Origin of the sequence: Micromonospora sp. NPDC048887, assembly GCF_040649715.1 — a bacterium.
In the GTDB taxonomy this organism is placed as follows: Bacteria; Actinomycetota; Actinomycetes; order Mycobacteriales; family Micromonosporaceae; genus Micromonospora.
In genome coordinates this window covers 230,224-251,981 of record NZ_JBEZGA010000003.1, presented here as the reverse complement: position 1 = coordinate 251,981, position 21,758 = coordinate 230,224, and the positions used below count along the sequence as shown (strand labels likewise).

The following is a 21,758-nucleotide window of genomic DNA, read 5'->3' as shown; positions in this document are numbered from 1 at the left end:
GGCATGCTTCGGCCATGAAGACCTCACCTGATCATCCACCTGGACGCCGGCGGCGGGTGGCCGTCGCGGTGGCCGCGACGCTGGCGGTCGCGGGCGCCGCACTGCCGGGTTCCCCGGCGCTCGCCGTCAACGCCGCGCACACCACAGTGGTCGGCACGAACCCGGTCGACTGGACGCCGCACGCGCTGGACGGCACGGTGCACCGGATCCTCCAGATCGGCAACCGCGTGTACGTGGCCGGCACGTTCACCAAGGTGCGCAACGCCAGTCAGTCGGCCCAGCTGGCGATGCCCCGGCTCGTGGCGCTGGACGCGACCACCGGCCGGATCGACACCACGTTCCGGCCGCAGGTGAACGGCGCGGTCAAGGCGCTCGCCGCCGCGCCGGACGGCCGTTCGCTCTACATCGGCGGCGCGTTCACCACTGTCAACGGCACCGCGGCGTCCCGGCTGGCCCGGGTGGACGCGGCCACCGGTGCCCGGGTCGCCGGGTTCTCCACGCCGGCGTTGAACAACCAGGTGAACGACATGCGCCTGGTCGGCAACCGGCTGATCGTCGGCGGCGCGTTCCAGACCGTCGGCGGGGTGACCCGCCGTGCCCTGGCGGCGGTGAACGCCACCACGGGGGCGGCCGACGCGTCGGTCAACCTGAACCTGGCCGGCCCGCGCAAGACCACCTCCGGCGCGACGGCCCCGGTGAAGGTCGAGGCGCTGGACGTCTCCCCCGACGGCACCCGGCTGGTGTTCGCCGGCAACTTCAGCACCGTCGCCAGCGTGGCGCGGCACCAGCTCGCGGTGGCGAACCTGTCCGGCGCGGGCGCCACGCTCTCCGGCTGGGCCACCGACCGCTACCAGCCGCAGTGCGCGCGGTCGATGCCGTCGTACCTGCGCGGGGTGGACATCTCCCCGGACGGCACCTGGTTCGCGGTGGTGACCACCGGGGCGGCGTTCCCGGGCACGCTCTGCGACACCGCGGCGCGCTTCGAGTTCGGCACGGCCACCGGCGGCAAGCAGCCGACCTGGGCCAACTACACCGGCGGCGACACGCTGCTGTCGGTGGCGGTGACCGGCGCGGCGGTCTACGTCGGGGGGCACCAGCGCTGGCTGGACAACCCGCAGGGCCGCAACTCGGCCGGCCCGGGCGCGGTGTCCCGGCCGGGCATCGGGGCGATCCACCCGACCACGGGCAAGGCGCTGCCGTGGAACCCGACAAAGGACCGGGGGGTGGGCACCGGCGAGCTGTACGCCACCGACCGGGGCCTGTGGGTCGGCAGCGACACGGTGACGGTGGCCGGGGAGTACCACGCCCGGCTGGCGTTCCTGCCGCTGCCGTGAACGGGCGGGGCGCGGCGGTGTCCCGCCGCGCCCCACGCGTCAGCGACGCAAGGTGAGGGTTGGCCGCGTCAGCGACGCAAGGTGAGGGTTGGCCGCGTCAGCGACGCAAGGTGAGGATCAGGTCGGCGACCAGCGCGGTCCAGCCGGTCTGGTGCCAGGCGCCCAGGCCGGCGCCGTTGTCGCCGTGGAAGTACTCCGGGAAGCAGATCAGGTCGCGCCAGTCCGGGTGGGTCTGGAAGAGCTGCGCGGCGCCGTAGATCGGCCGCCGTCCCCAGTCGTCGCGGGTGAACAGCGAGATCAGCCGCGCGGACAGGTCGTCGGCGATCTCGTCCAGCGTGCGCTTGACGCCGGACCGGGTCGGGTACTCGACCTGGAGGTCGTCGCCGAAGAACGCGGCGTAGTCGCGCAGCGCGCTGATCAGCAGGAAGTTCGTCGGCATCCAGATCGGGCCGCGCCAGTTGGAGTTGCCGCCGAACAGGCCGCTGGTCGACTCGGCCGGCTCGTAGCCGACGCTGAACTCCTGCCCGCCGAGCATGACTGTGAACGGCTTGTCCAGGTGGGCCCGGGACAGCGTGCGCAGCCCGTACTCGGAGAGGAACTCGTCGGTGTCGAGCATCCGGGCCAGCAGGCGTACCACCTGGTCCGGGGCGACCATCGACAGCAGCCGCTGCTGGCGGCCGTCCGGCCCGAGCCGGCGGGCGCCGATCACCTCGGCGTACTCGGGGCGGTTGGTGAGGAACCAGCGCAGCCGCGCGCCCAGTTCCGGCAGGCGGCGCATGGTCCGGGCGGTCAGCCGGGTGACAGCGGCCAGCGGCAGCAGCCCGACCACCGAGCGGACCTTCAGCGGCACCTTGGTGCCGTCGGCGAGCCGCAGCACGTCGTAGAAGAACGCGTCCTCGGCGTCCCAGAGCCCCTGGTGGTACGCCGCCGCGGCGATGTACGCGAAGTGCTCGAAGAACTTGGTGGCGGTGTCGGCGTACGTGCGGTCGTGCTCGGCCAGCACGATCGCCATGTCGAGCAGGTTGAGCGCGTACATGGCCATCCAGCCGGTGCCGTCGGACTGCTCCAGCACCCCTGCCACCGGCAGCGCGGCCGAGCGGTCGAACGGGCCGACGTTGTCCAGCCCGAGGAAGCCGCCCTCGAAGACGTTGTTGCCGCCGGTGTCCTTGCGGTTGACCCACCAGGTGAAGTTGAGCAGCAGCTTGTGCATCACCCGGGCGAGGAACTCGTGGTCGCGGGCGCCGTCGATCTCGAAGACCTTCAGCGCCGCCCAGGCGTGCACCGGCGGGTTGACGTCCCCGAACGCCCACTCGTACGCCGGGATCTGCCCGTTGGGGTGCAGGTACCACTCGCGCAGCAGCAGCAGGATCTGCTCCTTGGCGAAGCCCGGGTCGACCCGGGCGATGGTGACGCAGTGGAAGGCCAGGTCCCAGGCCGCGTACCAGGGGTATTCCCACGGGTCCGGCATGGAGATCACGTCGAAGCTGTTCATGTGCCACCAGGCGCTGTTGCGCCCGTGCCGGCGGCCGGCCGGCGGCGGCGCGGAGCCGGGGTCGCCGGCCAGCCACCGTTCGACGTCGAAGTGGTAGAACTGCTTGCCCCACATCAGCCCGGCGATGGCCTGGCGGGCCACCAGTGCCTCGTCGGCGGTGGCGGCGGCCGGGATGACGCTGTCGAAGAACCGGTTCGCCTCGGCCCGGCGGGCCCACAGCACGGTGTCGAACCCGTCGCCCAGGTCGGCCGGGGCGGGCGGCGCGGCGGCCGGCGGCGGCGCGGTACGGGTCAGCCGCAACCGGATCTGCCGCTTCTCGCCCGCCGGCACGTCCAGCACGTAGTGCAGCGCGCCCTTGGTGCCGGTGCGCTCCGGGTTGACGGTGTCCGCGCCGGCCACCACGTGGTCGTTGATGCCGTCCTTCGGGTACGGCGACCGCCCTGGTAGCCCCCACAGCCGCTCGGCGTTCGTCTCGTTGTCGCACAGCAGCGGCACCGGGTCGCCGTCGCCCTCCAGCAGCAGCTGGCCGAGCACCCAGTGGTCACCGACGAGCCGGGCGCCGCCGCGCGTCCCGGCCTCCTCGCCGGTCAGCCTCGGCACCCGGTCGGTGCCGGGCAGGCCCCACGCCCAGGTGTTGCGGAACCACAGCGTGGGCAGCACGTGCAGCGTCGCGTCCTGGTCTCCCCGGTTCGCCACGGTGACCAGCACGCACATGTCCGCCGGGGACGCCTTGGCGTAGTCGACTGTGACCGCCCAGTACCTGTCGTCGTCGAAGATGCCGGTGTCGACCAGCTCGTACTCGGTGTCGTCCCGGCCGCGCAGCGCGTTCACCGCGACCAGCTCGTCGTACGGGAAGGCGGCCTGCGGGTAGTGGTAGCGCCAGCGCATGAAGGAGTGCGTCGGGGTGCTGTCGAGGTACCACCAGTACTCCTTGACGTCCTCCCCGTGGTTGCCGCCGTCGCCGCCGAGGCCGAACATCCGCTCCTTGAGGATCGGGTCGCGCCCGTTCCACAGCGCGAGGGCGAAGCAGAACGTCTGCCGGTCGTCGCAGACGCCCGCCATGCCGTCCTCGTTCCACCGGTACGCTCGGGACCGCGCGTGGTCGTGGGGGAAGTAGTCCCACGCCGTGCCGTGCTCGCTGTAGTCCTCCCGTACCGTCCCCCACGCCCGCTCGGACAGATAGGGGCCCCATGCGCGCCAGTCCTGCTCCCCGGCGTCGGCCTGGGCGAGCCGGTGCCGCTCGGGGTCGGGGGACGCGGAGGTCGACCGGTCGGTGATCACTGGCTCATCTTCGACGCCGCCCGGGTACTTCTCCACAGCGGCCATTGTCGCCGTGGCATGTCACACCTCGCTGCCGGTGGAGGAAAGTTGATCGACATCCGTTTCGGGCCGCGGGTCTGCGGCGAGCTGTCCACCGCCGCCGCGCGGGAATGGCTGGTCACGGACGGGCGCGGCGGGTACGCCATGGGCACCGTGGCCGGGCTGCGCACCCGCCGGTACCACGGACTGCTCGTGGTGGCCGGTGACACGCCCGCGTCCCGCAAGGTGGGACTCGTGAGCCTCGATCCGGCGGTGACCCTGCCGTCGGGGCGGCAGGTCCGCCTCGGCGCGCACGAGTGGTCCTCGGGCGTGGTGGACCCGCGCGGCTTCGAGCTGCTGGAGCACTTCGACCTGGCCGACGGGGTGCCGCGCTGGCGCTGGCGCATCGGCGACGTGGTGATCGAGCGGGAGATCGCCATGACGTACGGCCGCTCCTGCGTGGCGGTGGTGCACCGGCTGATCTCCGGCGGCCCGGTGCGGCTGGACCTGGCGGCGGCCTGCACCTGGCGCGACGCGCACGGCGAGCGGCGGGCGGACGGCCCGGCGCCCCGGCTGGAGCCGGCTGCGGGCGGCGCCGTGGTCGACGGCGCGTACCGCCTGTCCGGGCCGGACTGGACCCCGGAGGGGCAGTGGTGGCACGGGGTGCGTCACCGGGTGGAGGCCGAGCGCGGCCTGCACCCGGACGAGGACCTCTGGTACGCGGGCCGGTTCACCGGCGCGCTCGACGAGCCGGGCGCTACCGTGTCGGTGCTGGCCTGGGCGGACGACCTGGCCGAGGAGCCGCCACCGGCGACCGCGGTGGTGGAGGCCACCCGGCGGCGCAGCCGGGCGGTGGTGGCCGCGGCGAAACCCGGCGACGCGGTCGAGGCGACGCTCGCGCTGGCCGCCGACGCGTTCGTGGTACGCACCGCGACCGGCCCGGACGTGGTCGCCGGCTACCCCTGGTTCGGCGCCTGGTCGCGGGACACGATGATCTCCTACGAGGGCCTGTTCCTGTGCACCGGCCGCGCCGACGAGGGCCGGGACCTGCTGCGGGCGTACGCGGCCACGCTGAACGAGGGCATGCTGGCGAACACCGCCGACACCGGCCGGGTCGAGTACAACACCGTGGACGCAACGCTGTGGTTCCTGCACGCGGTCCACCGGCACGTCACGGTCACCGGCGACACCGACCTCGGCGACGAGCTGCTGCCCGCGCTGCACGGCGTCGTCGAGGCGCACGTGGCGGGCACCCGGTACGGCATCGGCGTGGACCCGGCCGACGGGCTGCTGGCCCAGGGCGGCCCGCCGGACGTGGCGCTGACCTGGATGGACGCCCGGGTGTACGGCGTGCCGGTGACCCCGCGTACCGGCAAGCCGGTCGAGGTCAACGCGCTGTGGATCAACGGGCTGGCCGGGCTCGCCGAGCTGACCGAGCTGGCCGGACGCGACGCCGCCGGGCTGCACGCCCTGCACGACCGGGCCACCGCCGCGTTCCGGGAGCGTTTCCCCGCCCCGGCCGGCTGGCTGCACGACGTGGTGGACGCACCGGCGCCCGCGTACCCGCTGGGCGGGGCCGCGCACCACGACGACGACCTGCTGCGCCCCAACCAACTGCTCGCCTGGTCGCTGCCGCACGCGCCGCTGGAACCGGACGAGGTGACGTTGCGCCGGATCACCGAGGCGTTGTTCACCCCGCTCGGCCCGCGCAGCCTCGCCCCGGACTCCCCCGGCTTCACCGGACGGCACCGGGGTGGGCCCGCCGAGCGGGACTCCGCGTACCACCAGGGCACCGTCTGGCCGTGGCTGACCGGGCCGCTGCTGGACGCGTACCGCCGGGCCGGGCTGCCCACCGACGACCTGCTGGTGGGACTGGTGGGCCACCTCACCGAGGACGGCCTCGGCTCGGTGAGCGAGACCGCCGAGGGCACGCCCCCGCACGCGGCCACCGGCTGCCCGTTCCAGGCGTGGTCGGTGGCCGAGCTGCTGCGCGCGCGGCGGATGCGCCGGTAACGCGTTACAGACCGGCAACCGGCGCGTCGCCGCCGGTTATCGACCCCTCGGCAGGATGGGCGACGACCCCACCGGACACCGCGGCGACGCCGCCCGGGGTGGGGACGCCACAACTCAAAGGGGGCCGCGTGTCAGCCGACGCCGAAGTGATCGACATCCAGCCCGCCCGGCGCCTGCGGGTGCTGCTGCTCTCCTGGGAGTACCCGCCGGTGCTCGTCGGCGGGCTCGGCCGCCACGTACACGCCCTCTCAGTGGCGCTGGCCGCCGCCGGACACGAGGTCACAGTCGTCACCCGCCACGCCGAGGGCGCTCCCCTGGAGGAGTACGCCGACGGCGTACGCGTCGTCCGCGCCGCCGAGGACCCGGTCCGGTTCCCGCTCGCCACGGGCTCGCTGCTGGCCTGGACCATGGCCTTCAACCACACGCTGACCCGGGCCGCGCTGCGCGCCGCCTCGACCGGCACCTACGACGTGATCCACGCCCACGACTGGCTGGTCGCGCACACCGCCGTCACGCTGGCCGAGCACCTGGACGTCCCGCTGGTGACCACCATCCACGCCACCGAGGCGGGCCGGCACCAGGGCTGGCTGCCGGAGGAGATGAACCGCACCATCCACGGCGTCGAGCACTGGCTGAGCAACGCCTCGGGCCGGGTGATCGCCTGCTCCGGCTACATGCGCGACCAGGTGGCACGGCTGTTCGGCGTACCGGCCGGGCGCATCGACGTGGTCGCCAACGGCGTCGACGACCGGGTCTGGCGGGCGCGGCCGCACGCGGTGGCCTCCGCCCGGGCCCGCTTCGCGGCGGGCGGCCCGCTCGTCGGGTACGCCGGCCGGCTGGTCTACGAGAAGGGCGTGCAGCACCTGGTGCACGCGGTGCCGCACCTGGCGAAGCGACACCCCGGCCTGCGGGTGGTGATCGCCGGGGACGGGCCGTACCGGGACGAGCTGGTCGACCAGGCACGGCGGCTGCACCTGGGGGACACGGTCCGGTTCGCCGGTTTCATGGACGCCACCCAGCTCCCCGCGGTGCTGGCCGCCACCGACGCCACGGTCATTCCCAGCCTCTACGAGCCGTTCGGCATGATCGCATTGGAGGCGGCGGCCGCCGGAGCGCCGCTCGCGGTGGCCCGCACGGGCGGGCTGGCCGAGATCGTCGAGCCCGGGGTGACCGGGGTGACCTTCCCGCACGGCGATCCGGACGCGCTGGCCGGCGCCGTCGACCGGCTGCTCGGCGACGAGGTCTTCGCCCGGCGGGTGGCACGCAGGGCGCGGACCATGGTCAGCCGGCGCTACACCTGGTCGGCGATCGCCGCCCGGACCGCTGCCGCCTACGCGACCGCCCGCCGCGACCACGACGCGTTCCAGGCCCGCCGGGCCACCACCCTGCTCGCCGGCGACCGGTCCCCGATCGCCGTGCCGGAGGGGAACCTGCTCGCCGGCGCGGCAAGTTAGGCCCCCGGAGGACATGACGCACTGACATGCGATAGGTACCGTCCGATCCGTTGGCTATTGTGGACCACTGACCAGCGGTGAGGAGTGCGGTGCGGGAGGTAGTGATCGCGGGGCGGTACCGCCTGCTCGAACTGGTCGGCCGCGGCGGGATGGGCCAGGTCTGGCGGGCGCGCGACGAGGAGCTGCAACGCGAGGTCGCGGTGAAGCAGGTGGTGCCGCCGAACTGGCTCGCCGAGAACGAGCGGGACGAGCTGCGCGCCCGTACGCTGCGCGAGGCGCGCACGTCCGCCCGGCTCAACCACCCCAACGTGGTACGGGTCTACGACGTGGTCCGGGTCCAGGGTGAGCCCTGGCTGATCATGGAGTACGTCCCGTCCCGCTCGCTCCAGGAGATCATCGAGAGCGACGGGCCGCTGCCGCCCGGGCGGGCCGCCGAGATCGGCCTGTCGGTGCTCGCCGCGCTGCGCGCCGCCCACGACGCCGGGGTGCTGCACCGGGACGTGAAGCCCGCGAACGTGCTGCTGGCCCGGGACGGGCGGGTGCTGCTCACCGACTTCGGGCTGGCCGTGTTCGAGGGCGGCGACGGCGCCATGACCCGTCCCGGCCTGGTCCTCGGCTCCCCGCAGTACGTCGCCCCGGAACGGGCCGCCGAGGGTGTGTCCAGCGTCGAGGCGGACATGTGGTCGCTCGGCGCGACGCTGCACGCCGCGGTGGAGGGCCGCTCGCCGTACGCCCGCAGCACCGCGATGGCCACGCTCGCCGCACTCGCCACCCGGCCGCCCGACCCGGCGCCGCACGCCGGCCCGCTGACGCCGGTGCTGGCCGGGCTGCTGCGCCGCGATCCGCGTACCCGCATGGGGCACCGCGAGACGGCCCGGCTGCTCGGCGTCGCCGCGGTGTCGGAGGCCGACGCGGAGGCCGCCGGGTCCGCCGGCCGCGCCACCGCCGCGTCCTCCGACCGGGCGGGGGCCGGCCGCGAGGCCGACGTCCCGGCACGCGGCGCCGCCGGTGACGGTGCGGCGCTCCCGGGAAGCCCGGCCGCACCAGCTGGCGGTATCTACCCGGACCTGATGCCGCCGGCCGCCGCCGCGCGGGCGTGGAACCGGGCGGCGAAGCGCAGCGAGTGGGCCCCGCCCGCCGAGGGCGACCGCGCGCCGCCACCGGGCGACGCGGCCGAGGCCACCGGACCGGCGGACGTGCCGGGTTCGGCCGGCCGCCGCTCGGATTCCGGCGGCCTCCCGTCCCCGTCGTCCGCGGCCGGCGGGCCGGATGCGGACCGCCGCCCGGATGCGTCAGGCGGTCCGGCCGCCGACGGAGGTTCGGGCGCGGCCGGTGGCCCGGCCGCACCTGCCGGCTCCGGTGCGGCCAACCGCCCAGGTGCGGCCGATCGCCAGGGTGCGGCCGATCGCCCGGTCGCCGTCGGCCGGGCCGCGCCGCCGGAGCACGCCCGGGCCGGTGACCCGGATCGGGACCGGGCCGGGGCCCCGGGTCGTGCCCCCGCAGGCGCACCGGAGCGCGGCCGGGCCGGCCCGCCGGGGCAGAACGACCCGGCCGCCGCCACGGAGCCGGACCCGCCCCGGGGCGGGCCGGCCCGCCCCGGCCCGATCAGTCTCGGTCCCACGGTCCTCACCAGCTTCGTCGATCCGGGCAGCCCGGGCGGGCCCGAGTCGGCCCCCCGCGCCGACGCCCTCAGTCCGGTGCGCATCGGTGGTCCCGGCTCCGCGCCGGTGGCCAAGCCTCCCCCGGTCGCGCACAGCGGGCCGGTCGACAGCGGCGCTGTGCACCCCGCCCCGCCCCGCCCCGCCGGGGTCCCCCGCCCCGCCGACCCGCCGCTGCCCGCCGCCGACGGGAACCCGCTGCACCGCTGGGGGCTCGTGCTGGGCGCCGTGCTGCTGGCGGTGGCGACGGGCGTGGGCACCGCGCTGGCGATCAGCGGCGGCCACGACGATCCACCGCAGGCGAGCACGTCCACCGAGGCTGTCGTCCGCCCCTGGGACCGCCCGCCCGGGCCGGGCATGCCGCCCCCGCCGTTCCCCTGCGTCCGGCCCGACGTGGCCGGCACACCGGTCCGCAAGGGTCCGCCCCCCGACAACCCGCCGGTGACGGTTCCGGCCGGCTGGGTCTGGCCCGCCGACACCGGTGGCTTCCGCATCGCGCTGCCCGCCGGCTGGCTGCAACTGCGCTCCGGCGACACCACCTGCTTCCAGGACCCGGCCACCCGGCGCATCCTCGGCGTCGAGCCCTACCCGGGCGGCGATCCGGTGGGCCGGTTGAAGTCGTCCGAGCGGGACCTGAAATCCGCCGGCCGGCTGCCGCTGTACCAGAAGCTCCGGTTGGAGCCCGACGGCCCGGGAGCGGCGTGGGAGTGCCTGTGGACAGCGCCGTACGGGGAGCGGATGCACGCGCTGCGCGTACTGCCGGGCGAGCGGGCCGGCTGGACGCTCGGCTGGACCACGTCCGACGCCGACTGGCAGGCGGCCTCGAAACAGTTCGCGGTCATCCGCGCGAGCCTCGGCACGGTCCGGCCCACCCGTACCGCGGGCTGAACCTCGGCGTCCCCGGCTGCTCCTTCCCCTGTGGACCGTCCGGGTGATGCCCCGCCGTCGTACCGGCTGACTACAGTGGCGTAGTTTCGTAGATCAAGATCTTCGGGAAGGGCGAGCCGAGATGATGGGACCGTCCCACGCGCTCTCGGGCGCGGCGGTGTGGCTGACCGGCTCCTGGGCGATGGCCCAGTTCGCGGACTACCACCAGACACCGCTGGCGGTGGCGGTGGGCACCGCGGTCTGCGCCGGCGGGGCGCTCTTCCCCGACCTCGACCTGTCCGGCAAGGTCACCCGGAACCAGGGTGGCGCCACCGTGGCGCGCACGTTCGGCGTGTTCAGCCTCTTCGTCGCCGAGGTGGTGGAGAAGATCTCGCTCGGCGTCTACTACGCCACCAAGCTCAGCAAGGATCCACGCCGCAACAACGGGCACCGCACGCTGACCCACACCGTGCCGTTCACCGTGCTCGTCGGCTGGGGTACCACCGCGCTCTGCGCCCACTACGGCAAGTGGGCGGTGGTCGGCATCCTCTTCTTCATGATCGGCCTGGCGCTGCGCGGGCTCTTCGACCAGTGGGCCGAGCGCGCCGGCTGGGTGGTGGTCACGCTGGTGTCCGCCGCCGCGGCCTGGTTCACGTTCGCCAACCTGCCCGGTGACCGCGGCTATCCGATGATCGGCCTCGCGGTCGGGGTGGGCTGTTTCGTGCACATCCTCGGCGACATGATCACCCGAGCCGGCGTGCCGATCCTCTGGCCCATCCCGATCAAACGCCGGATGTGGACGATGATCGGGCTCCCGAACAAGATCGCCCTGCGCACCGGCAGCAAGGCCGAGACCGTGGTGCTGCGCACCGCTATGACGGTGCTCTCCGTGCTGGCCGCGCTGGGGCTGGTCGCCCCGTCGGTGCTGCAACGCTTCAACATCCAGGTGTAGCCGGAGCGCACGTCCAGGAGCGGCCCGGGTCAGCCCGCCTCGGCGCGCAGCGGACCGGCAGTGGCCGTCCGGCGCCGGAACAACCGGGCCGCCCGTCCCACTCCGCCGGCGGTGAGCGCGTACGCCACCGTCTGCGGGAGGGCCAGCGGCCTTCCGGCTCCGCCTATGCTGTCGAATTCCCGACTGCCGGCCCCCTATCGACGTCTTTGTCCATCTGGACATCGAGCACCGGCGTCTCCGATGTGGAATGTCGTCTAACCTTCACGTCTGCGATCCGGGGTAGGCACTTCGCGATTCGCATGATCGGAACAGGCGGGACGGCCCGCAGGCTGAAGGAGCACACCGATGGTACGAGCCGGATGACCGTGGCGACCGACATCGGTGGGCCGCCGGTAGCCGGCCAACTCGTTACCGTCCGCAATCGTCGTTGGGTCGTCGCTGACGTGGCTCACAGCGACGTGGCCAGCAGCGATCCGCATGTCTTCACCGACCAGATCCCACACCTGGCCACCCTGGTCAGCATCGAGGACGACGCCCGCGACGAGGAGTTGCGGGTGATCTGGGAGCTGGAGCCGGGGCGGTTGGTGCATGACAGCGCGACGCTGCCGGATCCGCGACACGGATTCGATCCCCCTGGCCAGTTGGACGCGTTTCTCGACGCGGTGCGTTGGGGTGCCATCGCCTCCGCCGACCGGACCGCGCTTCAGGCGCCGTTCCGCTCCGGCATCGAGATCGAGGACTATCAGCTCGACCCAGTGGTCCGGGCGCTGTCGATGCCGCGGACCAACCTGCTGATCGCCGATGACGTCGGCCTCGGTAAGACGATCGAGGCCGGACTGGTGATGCAGGAGCTGATGCTGCGCCACCGTGCTCGTACGATGATGATCGTCTGCCCTGCCGGTCTGACCCGCCAGTGGCGTGACGAGATGCGCGACAAGTTCGGGCTCGACTTCCGCATCGTCGACGCGGCCCTGCTGCGCGAGCTACGCCGTACCCGCGGTCTCTACACCAATCCGTGGACGCACTACCCGCGGTTGATCGTGAGCGTCGACTGGCTCAAGCGGGATCGGCCCATGCGGCTGCTCCGCGAGGTGCTGCCGGTCACACCGCGCTATCCACGCGCGTTCGACCTGCTGGTGGTGGACGAGGTGCACACCTGTGCGCCGTCCGGCCGTGGCCGCTACGCGGTGGACTCGCAGCGCACAAAAGCCATTCGCGCGCTCGCTCCGCACTGCGAGCACCGGCTCTTCCTGTCCGCCACCCCGCACAACGGTTTCACCGAATCGTTCACCGCGCTGTTGGAGTTGCTCGACGACCGTCGGTTCGCCCGGGGCGTCAAGCCGACCGACGAACAGTTGGCGCGGGTGATGGTGCGTCGACTCAAGAGCGAGCTGCCGCCGAAGTGGGACGGCACCCCACGCTTCCCGGAGCGTCATCTCGACTACCTGGAGGTCGACTACTCCGCCCCGGAGCGACGCGCCCACGACCTGCTCAACCGCTACGCGGCGAGCCGCCGGGTGAACGCCGACAGCCGGGCCGGCGAGATCGCCGCCGACTTCGTCACCACCCTGCTCAAGCGGCGGCTCTTCTCGTCGCCGAAGGCGTTCGCCGAGACGGTCGACACCCATCTGGCGACGATGACCGCCAGGGCCGACGACGCCACCGGCGATCGGGAGCAGTCGGGCGGTGAGCGGGTCCTGCAACCGGTGATCGACCGGCTGGCCGAGACGGCCGATGACGACGACGCCTACGGCAACGCCGAAGCCGATGCCCTGACCACGGTCCGGCGCTACGCCGCGCCGCTGTCGGCCGAGGAGCGGGCAACCCTGGGCGAGCTGCGCACCTGGGCCCGAGCGGCGCAGGACCGGCCGGATGCCAAGCTCACCGCGCTGCGTCGTTGGCTGGACCCGATCGTGCGGCCCGACGGCGAGTGGCGGCCCGACCGGGTCATCATCTTCACCGAATACCGCGACACCCAGCGTTGGCTGCACGAACGGCTGCTCAGCGCCGGCTACCCGCCGGAGCGGATCGCCCTGCTGCACGGCGGCCAGGACCCGGACGAGCGCGAACACGTCAAGAACGTCTTCACCGAACACCCTGACCTCGACCCGGTCCGGATCCTGCTCGCGACCGACGCGGCCAGCGAGGGCATCAACCTGCAACGGCACTGCCATCGGCTGCTGCACTGGGAGATCCCGTGGAACCCGAACCGGCTGGAACAGCGCAACGGCCGGATCGACCGGCACGGCCAACGCGCCGGCCGGGTCGAGGTGCTGCACTTCGTGCCGACCGGCTGGCAGCAGATCGACTACGCCAACGGTTCGCTGGAGGACGAGTTGGCGTTTCTCCGGCTGGCGGTGGAGAAGGTCGAGGCGATCCGCACGGATCTGGGCAGCGCCGGTGAGGTGATCGCCACCCAGATCGAGCAGAAGATGACCGGCAAGCAGACGGACTGGAAGGTGACCGACGTCGAGATCGACCGGCGGGCCAGCCGGGCGCGGCTGCGGGTCGAACGTGACCTGGCCCGGGATCTGCAACGACTCGTCGACACGCTGAAGGGCAGTCGCGCGGAACTCAACCTCATCCCCGCCACCGTGGAACGCGTGGTTCGCACCGGGCTGCGGCTGGCTCACCGCCGGGACCTGATCGACGCGCCGACTCCGAGCGGCGTGCCGGGCCCCTGGTTCCGGTTGCCCGAGCTGCCCGGCGCCTGGTCCGCAGCCCGCAACGACGGGCTCCTGCACCCGGTGACCGGTCGGGAACGGCCGGTCACCTTCGATCCGGACGCGGTGGTGGGGCGCACCGACGTCGTGTTGCTGCACCTCGGGCACCGGCTGGTGCAGATGTGCCTCCGGCTGCTCCGAGCCGAGCTGTGGGCACAGGCCCGGGGCGACGCCGGCGCCGGTCGCGCGAGACTCAGCCGGGTCACGGCCCGAGTGGTGCCCGGGGACCTGCTCCGCACTCCGGCACTGGTGGCGCACGGCCGGGTGGTGATCACCGGCGCGGAGGGCACCCGGCTGCACGAGGAGATCGTCACCGCCGGCGGGCCGATCGAGGGCGGGAAGCTGACCCGGGTCCGACAGGAGGAGTTGGCGGCCCTGCTCGCCGCCGCCACCGACCAGGTTCCCGCCGAGCAGGTCCGGCAGAGCCTGATCGAGCTGTGGCCAGCCCTGAGCAAGGCACTCGGTCGGGCCCTCGCCACCCGCGCCGACCAGCGGGCACGCAGCCTGCACGGACTGCTCGCCCGGCGCTGCGCGGAGGAGGTCACCGCCGTCGACGCGGTCCTGACCGAGTTGGAGACCTCGATCCGCGGCAAGCTCGCCGACGAGCCGCACTGGGAGCAGCCCACCCTGTTCGCCGTCGAGCGGGAACAGTTGCACACCGACCGGGAGGCGCTGCGGGCGCGGTTGCGCGCCATTCCGGCGCAACGCGAGCGGGAGGGCGACGCGCTGCGCCGCCGATACGCCGACCCGACGGCCCGGTGGTTCCCCGCCGCCGTCACCTTCCTGGTCCCCGCCTCCCTGGCCCGAGGTGCCCGCTGATGCCCGCCGTCCCCCGCCAGTCCCGAGGCTCCTCCCGCCGGGCCGGCGCCGCGACCGGCCGTCCGTTCCGGCCGCCCGCGCAGCGCGTCGACGAACAGCACGCCGAGTGGCTGGGGCTGCTACGCCCGGAAGGCCCGTTCCTGACGGTGCCGGTGCTCGTCGAGGCGCTGCCGCACGGATTGGACACGGTGCCGGACGACGTACGGGATCGGGTCCGCCGGGGTTGGGCGGAGGTGCAGGACGCCCCGGACCTGCTCGGCCCGGCCTGGATCGAGTTGATCCTCGGTGAGCTGCTGCGCTACCCGGGGTCCGCCCGGTCCCACAGCGCGGTGGAGGCCGAGGCCGGTCCCCGGCCGGACGTGGTGTTGTCCGGTCCGCAGCCCGGCGGAGGTCGGGCCGCTCGGCTGCATGTGCACCGGCTACCGTTCGGCACCTCCCTCACCGTCGCCCGTGGGGGCCGGGCGGCCCCGGTCGAGCACGCCGCGCAGATCTGCCGGGACACCGCCGTGCCGCTGGCGTTGGTCACCAACGGGCAGCACTGGGCATTGGTGCACGCCCGCCGGGGCGAGGCTACCGGGGTGGGTGTCTTCGACGCCGACCTGTGGCTGGAGGAGCCCACGCTGTTGCGCGCGTTCGCCACCCTGCTCACCGCCTCCCGGGTGCTGACCCCGCCGACCGGTGTCGACGGCCGACCGTCGACCAGCCTCGCCGGGTTGTTGGCCCACAGCGCCGAGGCGCTCACCCAGGTCACCACCACGCTGGGCGACCAGGTCCGTCGGGCGGTGGAGTTGTTCGTCGGCGAGTTGGCCCGGCTGGACCGGGAGTCCGGGGGGGCGCTGCTCGGCAAGGTCAGCGACCGGGAGATCTACCAGGGCTCGCTGACCGTACTCATGCGCCTGGTCTTTCTGCTCTATGCCGAGGAGCAGCGGCTGCTGCCGGTGGTCGATCCGCTGTACGCGCAGGCGTACGCTGCTGCCACGCTGCACGGCCAGCTCGGCGCCCTGCGGGATCTGCACGGCGACGAGGTCGGCGACCGGCGGACGGCGGCCTGGCCCCGGCTGCTCGCGCTCTTCAGCGCGGTGCACGACGGCTGCGAGCACCCGGACCTGCGCATCCCCGCGCACGGGGGGTCACTGTTCGATCCGGACCGGTTCGCCTGGTTGGCGGGCGCGGCGGTCACCGATCGCGTGGTGCACGAGATGTTGGACGCCCTGCTGGTGCTCCGGCACCGGGGCAGGGCGGCCGAGCAGCTCAGCTACTCCAGTCTCGGCGTCGAGCAGCTCGGCCACGTCTACGAGGGCCTGTTGGAGTTCTCCTGCGCGCGGGTGGGGGAACCGTACGTCGGTCTGCTCGGCAGGCACGAGCCGGAGGTGCCGCTGGCCGAGCTCGAGGCCGCCGCCGCCGGGGGTGAGTCGGAGCTGGGTGTCTGGCTGGTCACCCGATGCGGCCTCACCGCCCGGCAGGTGGCGAAGGCCCGCGCCGCGACGCCCGCGCCGCACCAGCTCGCCGCGCTGCACGCGGCCTGCGACAACGACGACGACCTGGCCCGACGGGTACGCCCCTGGTGGGGCCTCCTCCGCGCCGACCTCCGGAACCTGCCCACCGTCTTCCCCACCGGCTCGGTGCTGTTCACCCAGTTCGGCGACCGGCGGGCCACCGGCACCCACTACACGCCGCGGGAGCTGGCCGAGGAGGTCGTGGCGCACACGCTCGCGCCGCTCTGCTTCTCCCCCGGCCCGGCGCAGGGCGTCACTGACGAGGCGCGGTGGGAGCCGAAGCCGGCCGAGGACGTGCTGCGGCTGAAGGTGCTCGACCCGGCGATGGGTTCCGGGGCCTTCCTGGTGGCGGCGTGCCGCTATCTGGCCGAGGTTGTGGTGCGGGCGTGGCGGCGCGACGGGCTGCCCGCCGAGTTGTCCGACCTCGCCAACGGCAACCCGGACCGGGAGGATCTGCTGCTCACGGCCCGTCGACTGGTCGCCGCCCGCTGCCTCTACGGAGTGGACCGCGACGACATGGCGGTGGAGCTGGCGAAGCTGTCGTTGTGGCTGGTGACCCTGGCCAAGGGGAAGCCGTTCGGTTTCCTCGACCACGCGTTGCGGTGCGGGGACTCGCTGGTCGGGATCACCTCGCTGGACCAGCTCACCGCCTTCCACCTGGACCCGGAGACGGGCCGTTTCCAGCACAGCCGCCTCTTCGGTGACCTCGTCGACCGGCTGCATCACACGGTCGGTGAGATGACCGGACTGCGTGAGTCGATCGGCGCGTCCGTGGTCGAGGACGTCCGCGACGCCGCCGACAAGGAAGCCGCGCTCACCGAGGTCGAACATCTCGGCCGGGTCCTGCGACTGGCCGCCGACGCGGTGGTCGGCGCCGCGCTCTCCACCGCCGTCCGGCCCCAGCGTCGCCCGTGGGATCCGGCCGACGACGAGGACGACCCGGAACGGAAGTACGACGACCGCCTGCTCCGGATCAGCGACGACGTGCACCGCCTGCTCGGCGGGGCGGACGACCCGGAGTTGGCGCAGCGCCTCGTCATCACCGTTGACGGATGGTTGCGCGGCTCCCGGCCGGAGCCGATCCGCCCGCTGCACTGGCCGCTGGAGTTTCCCGAGGTGGTGAACCGCGCCGGTTTCGACGCCGTCATCGGCAACCCGCCGTTCGTCGGTGGCCAGCGCCTCACCGGGGCGATCGGGCCGGACGTACGCGAATACCTGGTCGAGCGGGTCGGCCGGGGTCGGCGGGGCAGCGCCGACCTGTGCTCGTACTTCCTGCTGCGCAGTCTCAGCGTCACCAGCGGGGGCCGGGTCGGCATCATCGCCACCAACACGATCGCTCAGGGCGACACCCGGGAGGTCGGCCTGGACCAACTGGTCGACATGGGCTGGACGGTGTACCGGGCGAACAAGTCGCAGCCGTGGCCCGGCACCGCCGCGCTGGAGGTGTCGCTGCTCTGGGTCGGTCACGTCGCCGAGGGCGAGCAGCCGGTCCTCGACGGCCGCCCGGTCTCTGGCATCACGCCGTCGCTGGACGCCCGGTCCCGGGTCACCGGCAAGCCGTATCGCCTGGCGGCCAACGCCGACCAGTCCTACATCGGTTCCTATGTCCTGGGCACCGGCTTCCTGCTCGAGCCGGAGCAGGCGCAGGAGCTGATCGCCAGGGACCCGCGCAATGCGGACGTGCTCTTCCCTTATCTCAACGGCGAGGACCTGAACGGCCGCCCCGACTGCTCGGCCCGCCGCTGGGTCATCAACTTCCACAACTGGTCACTCGAACGGGCCCAGGAATATCCCGACTGCTTCGCCATCGTCGAACACAAGGTCAAGCCGGAGCGGCTAGGCAACAAGTACAGCGTCAACGCTCGGGAGCGCTGGTGGCAGTATGAGCGGCGCCGACCCGAACTCTACTCAGCGGTCGAAGGGCTCGATCGCGTGCTGGTGATCGCGCTGGTCAGCAGAACCGGACTGCCCGTGTTCGTTCCGACTGGGCAGGTTTTATCCCACAAGCTCGGCGTCTTCGTCTCGGCGCAGCCGGCGAGCCTCACCCTCCTGTCCAGCAGCTTTCACAGCTCGTGGGCCTGGAAGAACTCATCGACGATGAAGGCCGACCTCAACTACTCGCCTTCGGATGTCTATGAAACCTTTCCCCAGCCGGAGTCGACCGAGCGGATGGAGCGGGTCGGGGCGGAGTTGGACTCGTATCGGCGGTCGGTGATGCTGGAACGGAAGTTGGGGCTGACGAAGCTCTACAACCTGGTGCATGACGATCAGGAGACCAGCGCGGACATCCGCCGCCTGCGGGAGATCCACGTCGAAGTCGACGAGGCGGTGGCCGAGGCGTACCGGTTTGGCCCCGCGCTCGAGCACGGGTTTCACCAGACCCGCCAGGGCATCCGGTTCACCATCGACCCGGACGCCCAGGTCGACGCGCTTGACCTGCTGCTCGAACTCAATCATGAGCGTCATCGGGAGGAAGAACGTACCGGGCCGCGTGCCGGCACAGCGCGTAAGTCGCCGAAGCGAGCCAAGCCCATTCCACGGCCTCGCTCGGAAGACGCTGCCTCGGCCGAACCTCTGCTGCTCGACGGTCTCTTCGCTCCCCCGAACGCGCTCTTCTGATCGTTGAGAGCGATCCGCGACAACCGGTATCCGATGTCGGAAGGTGAACTGATGGCCGCGAACGAGCCCGACGCGGGCGAGCAGGATGAGGGTGTCTCAAATGCCGTGGTTCGCTTCTTCCAGGACACGACCGTGAAGGTCATCCGAGATGGGGTCGGCCCGATCACCGGGTCGATTCCCTATGCGGAGGCCCGCCTCAGCAAGGCCAGGCCGGAGGAAGGCAGCCAGGTCGTCGATGCCGGCGACGGGCCACTGCGTGACCACGCGAGCGAGGCGGCGATCGAACGGGTGATCGATCGGCTCATCATGGAGTCGGTGGCTACGGCCTCGACGAACGGGTTCGTCACCGGTCTGGGCGGTTTCATGACCATGCCCCTGACGCTTCCCGCGAACATCGCCGGATCACTGGTGATCAACGCGCGACTCGTCGGCTCGATCGCCTACCTTCGCGGCTACGACATCTCGGACCCGCACGTCCAGACGTTCATTACGCTCACGACGGCGGGCGGGACGCTGGCGAGCACGCTGCACGGGGTGGGCGTCAAGGTCGGCACGAAGCTGACCGCGCAAATGATCAAGGCGATTCCGATCGCCGTCATTCGGAAGGTCAACGAGCGGGTCGGCTTCATGCTCCTCGCCAAGTACGGGACGCAGCGTTCGGCCATCACCCTGGCCAAGGGCATCCCGCTCGCGGGGGGTCTCGTCGGAGCCGGGGTGGATGCCGCCCTCACCGCCCTGGTCGGTCGCGCGGCCAAGGCCAACTTCCCGGCCGCCATCTGACGCGTCCGACTCGGTCAGCCGGATATGGTCTTGCCGCCCGCGTGGAAACACCGGCCTGTTCTGCGTGCCGGACGCGCTGCCCTGACGAGGAGGAGTATCGGTGACACCACGGGTTTGGCTGGTGCGAGCGGGCCGCCATGGCGAGCGCGCGGGTTGGGCCCTCGACAATCAGGTTGCCGGAGGCGGATTCCGAGAGGTTGACGACCTGACGCAGGCGACCACCCGGGATGCCGTGGCGAAACGCGTCCGGGCCGGCTTCCCTGAGGCAAAACCGAACCTGGTGGCGAACTACACCGGGCAGCTCTGGGCGCTGCGCGAGCGCATCGCGGTGGGCGACATCGTGGTGATGCCGATGAAGACGTCGGGGCAGATCGCCCTCGGCAAGGTGGTAGACGGCTATCGGCATCTGACCGATCCAGACCCGGAACGGCGCCACGTTCGGCCGGTGCACTGGTTGCGTACCGATGTTCCCCGGACCGCGATCAAACAGGATCTGCTCTACACGTTGGGCGCGTTCCTCACTATTTGCGAGGTGAGCCGCAACGACGGCGCGTGGCGGATGGCCCAGGTGTTGAAATCGGGCCATGATCCCGGGGCGCGACCTGCCGTTGGCGCGTCGGCAGCAGCCGCTTCGGATGTGCCACAGGCGGGCGACGTGGAGGCCGATGCCTCACCGGCTGTCGATGTCGAACGCTACGCGCGCGATCGCATCACCAGCACGGTGATCGAGCACTATGCCGGGCACAAGCTCGAGCATCTCGTCGCTGCCGTGCTGCGAGCGGAGGGTTTCTCGTGCACAGTCACGAAGGCATCCGGCGACGGGGGCGTAGACGTCTTCGCCGGTCGCGGGCCGTTCGGCCTGGACAGCCCTCGACTAGTGGTGCAGGTCAAGAGCGACGCCAACCCGGTCGGCGTTGACGTGGTGCAGAAACTCCAGGGCGCGTTGAGCAGCCACGGCGCGGATCAGGCGTTGCTGGTGGCCTGGGGCGGTCTCAACGGGCATGCTCGCGCACTGCTGATCAACCAGCACTTTCGCATCCGAGTGTGGGACGCCGACGACCTCATCGACGCCGTCTGCCGGAACTACCTCCGGCTTCCGGACGAGCTTCGTGCGGAGCTGCCCCTCAAGCAGGTCTGGGTGCTGGTCGAGGAGGAGACGCCCTAACGCCCCTGTTCGGTCTTGAGGCCGGTCAGCGAGCGGGCCCACGAGTAGCCGTCGAAGGCGAGCGCCGGACCGGCGCGGCCCGCGGTGTCGCCGACGTCCGCCCACGCCGCCGGTGATCCGCACCTCGATCCGGCAGCGGCGTCCCGGCCCCGGCCGAGCAGGCGGCCTAAACCCGCTTGGCCCCGATGTACGCCACCACGAGCTGCTGTCGTGACCGGTCGATCCGGAAGTGCAGCCGCCCCGCGCCCGGCGTGAACCGCGCGTGCCAGTCGAAGAGTTGGCTGGTGCCGTCGGTGTCCTCGAAATGGCAGAGCGCCTTGCGCGTGTCACTCTCCGGCGTCACCTTGCTCCGCCACTGCGGAGCGGAGTCCAGGGTCGGCGTCCAGGCGGCGGTGGCGAGTTCGAGTTCGGCGAGCCGCTCCTTGACCGGGTGCAGCCAGGCAGGTGTCAGCCGGCGCAGGTCGTGAGCGACGCGGGGCAGGAACCGGAGGTGCGGGAAGATGTCGTCGCGTGCGTTCCACAGCTCGACTCCGGTGTGGATGCGGGTCAACTCCGAGTCGCAGAGCCACTGTCGATGCTGCTCGACGTGCTCAGAGCGTGCGGCGTGCCGGATGTCCACGTCGGTGCGGGTGACCTCGACAGTGCCCGCATCATCCTCGGCGAGGCCGTGTTGACTCAGCTTGAGCCGCGTCTTCTCCCACGATTCCGCCAGGGACAGGCTGACCGCCAGCCCACCCACCTGATACGCGGTGCCCAGGCCCTCCGCCGGTCGCCCATCGTGGAGGTATTCCGTTCCGTCGCGCAGATCTGCCGGCGCCACATCCCGGAACGGGGCGCGCTGGCGCAGGCCAAGCAGGTAGCGCAGCCAATCGCGGTTGCGCCCGTCGCCCGCCCACTCGCGGACCGAGTAGTCGTCGCCGAGGTTGAGGTCGAAGAATGCGCGTTCGGTCACCAAAGCCACGTCGGTGCGGTGCTCCCGAACCTTTCGCAGCAGCCGCACCAGACCTCGCAGTGAATCTGAGATCTCCTCGCGTCGCGCCTTGGTTTCCCGGTAGGAAAGCTCGTTCAGCACCAACAGCAAGGGCAA

General features: G+C 72.4%; 11 protein-coding genes. 9 read left to right on the top strand and 2 right to left on the bottom strand.

Annotated elements, in window-relative coordinates; all coding sequences use genetic code 11:
• Positions 1-14 precede the first annotated feature (14 nt).
• Complete coding sequence (locus AB0C17_RS06730; protein WP_357472493.1) at positions 15-1,334, top strand: hypothetical protein; 1,320 nt, start codon at positions 15-17, stop codon at positions 1,332-1,334.
• Between the two features lie 97 nt (positions 1,335-1,431).
• On the opposite strand, the gene AB0C17_RS06725 is transcribed toward AB0C17_RS06730, so the two are convergent.
• Entirely contained in the window at positions 1,432-4,152 is a 2,721-nt protein-coding gene (locus AB0C17_RS06725) for a glucosidase (RefSeq protein ID WP_357388095.1), read from the bottom strand.
• 42 nt (positions 4,153-4,194) lie between these two features.
• Here AB0C17_RS06725 and AB0C17_RS06720 point away from each other — a divergent pair, with 42 nt between their 5' ends.
• The 8 genes from AB0C17_RS06720 to AB0C17_RS06685 all read left to right on the top strand — a co-directional run bounded on the left by AB0C17_RS06720 (position 4,195) and on the right by AB0C17_RS06685 (position 20,671).
• Positions 4,195-6,138, top strand: a complete 1,944-nt coding sequence (locus AB0C17_RS06720; protein WP_357388093.1) for an amylo-alpha-1,6-glucosidase — start codon at positions 4,195-4,197, stop codon at positions 6,136-6,138.
• Between the two features lie 128 nt (positions 6,139-6,266).
• Positions 6,267-7,592, top strand: coding sequence for a glycosyltransferase family 4 protein (locus AB0C17_RS06715; protein ID WP_357388091.1), 1,326 nt, complete (start codon positions 6,267-6,269; stop codon positions 7,590-7,592).
• Between the two features lie 89 nt (positions 7,593-7,681).
• Complete coding sequence (locus AB0C17_RS06710; RefSeq protein ID WP_357388089.1) at positions 7,682-10,138, top strand: protein kinase; 2,457 nt, start codon at positions 7,682-7,684, stop codon at positions 10,136-10,138.
• 121 nt (positions 10,139-10,259) lie between these two features.
• The gene (locus AB0C17_RS06705) at positions 10,260-11,069 is read left to right on the top strand and encodes a metal-dependent hydrolase (protein ID WP_357388087.1); all 810 of its coding nucleotides are present in this window, start codon (positions 10,260-10,262) and stop codon (positions 11,067-11,069) included.
• A 299-nt stretch (positions 11,070-11,368) separates the two neighbouring features.
• Positions 11,369-14,611, top strand: a complete 3,243-nt coding sequence (drmD, locus tag AB0C17_RS06700) for a DISARM system SNF2-like helicase DrmD (RefSeq protein ID WP_357477075.1) — start codon at positions 11,369-11,371, stop codon at positions 14,609-14,611.
• Positions 14,611-18,726 carry a DNA methyltransferase gene (locus AB0C17_RS06695; protein WP_357477072.1) on the top strand — a complete coding sequence of 1,372 codons (4,116 nt, stop codon included), beginning with the start codon at positions 14,611-14,613 and terminating at the stop codon, positions 18,724-18,726. Before drmD ends, AB0C17_RS06695 begins: the two co-directional genes overlap by 1 nt.
• 51 nt (positions 18,727-18,777) lie before the next feature.
• Positions 18,778-19,506, top strand: coding sequence for an EcsC family protein (locus AB0C17_RS06690; protein WP_357477070.1), 729 nt, complete (start codon positions 18,778-18,780; stop codon positions 19,504-19,506).
• 100 nt (positions 19,507-19,606) lie between these two features.
• Complete coding sequence (locus tag AB0C17_RS06685) at positions 19,607-20,671, top strand: restriction endonuclease (RefSeq protein WP_357477067.1); 1,065 nt, start codon at positions 19,607-19,609, stop codon at positions 20,669-20,671.
• Positions 20,672-20,837: 166 nt separating this feature from the next.
• Here the strand turns inward: AB0C17_RS06685 and AB0C17_RS06680 are convergent, their stop codons facing one another.
• Positions 20,838-21,758, bottom strand: a complete 921-nt coding sequence (locus AB0C17_RS06680; RefSeq protein WP_357477064.1) for a hypothetical protein — start codon at positions 21,756-21,758, stop codon at positions 20,838-20,840.

What these genes read in the sequence shown, in the direction of transcription:
- AB0C17_RS06705 (WP_357388087.1), top strand. Translation starts at nt 10,260, where the DNA reads ATGATGGGACCGTCCCACGCGCTCTCGGGCGCGGCGGTGTGGCTGACC.
- drmD (WP_357477075.1), top strand. Translation starts at nt 11,369, where the DNA reads ATGATCGGAACAGGCGGGACGGCCCGCAGGCTGAAGGAGCACACCGAT.
- AB0C17_RS06695 (WP_357477072.1), top strand. Translation starts at nt 14,611, where the DNA reads ATGCCCGCCGTCCCCCGCCAGTCCCGAGGCTCCTCCCGCCGGGCCGGC.
- AB0C17_RS06725 (WP_357388095.1), bottom strand. Translation starts at nt 4,152, where the DNA reads ATGGCCGCTGTGGAGAAGTACCCGGGCGGCGTCGAAGATGAGCCAGTG.
- AB0C17_RS06730 (WP_357472493.1), top strand. Translation starts at nt 15, where the DNA reads ATGAAGACCTCACCTGATCATCCACCTGGACGCCGGCGGCGGGTGGCC.
- AB0C17_RS06690 (WP_357477070.1), top strand. Translation starts at nt 18,778, where the DNA reads ATGGCCGCGAACGAGCCCGACGCGGGCGAGCAGGATGAGGGTGTCTCA.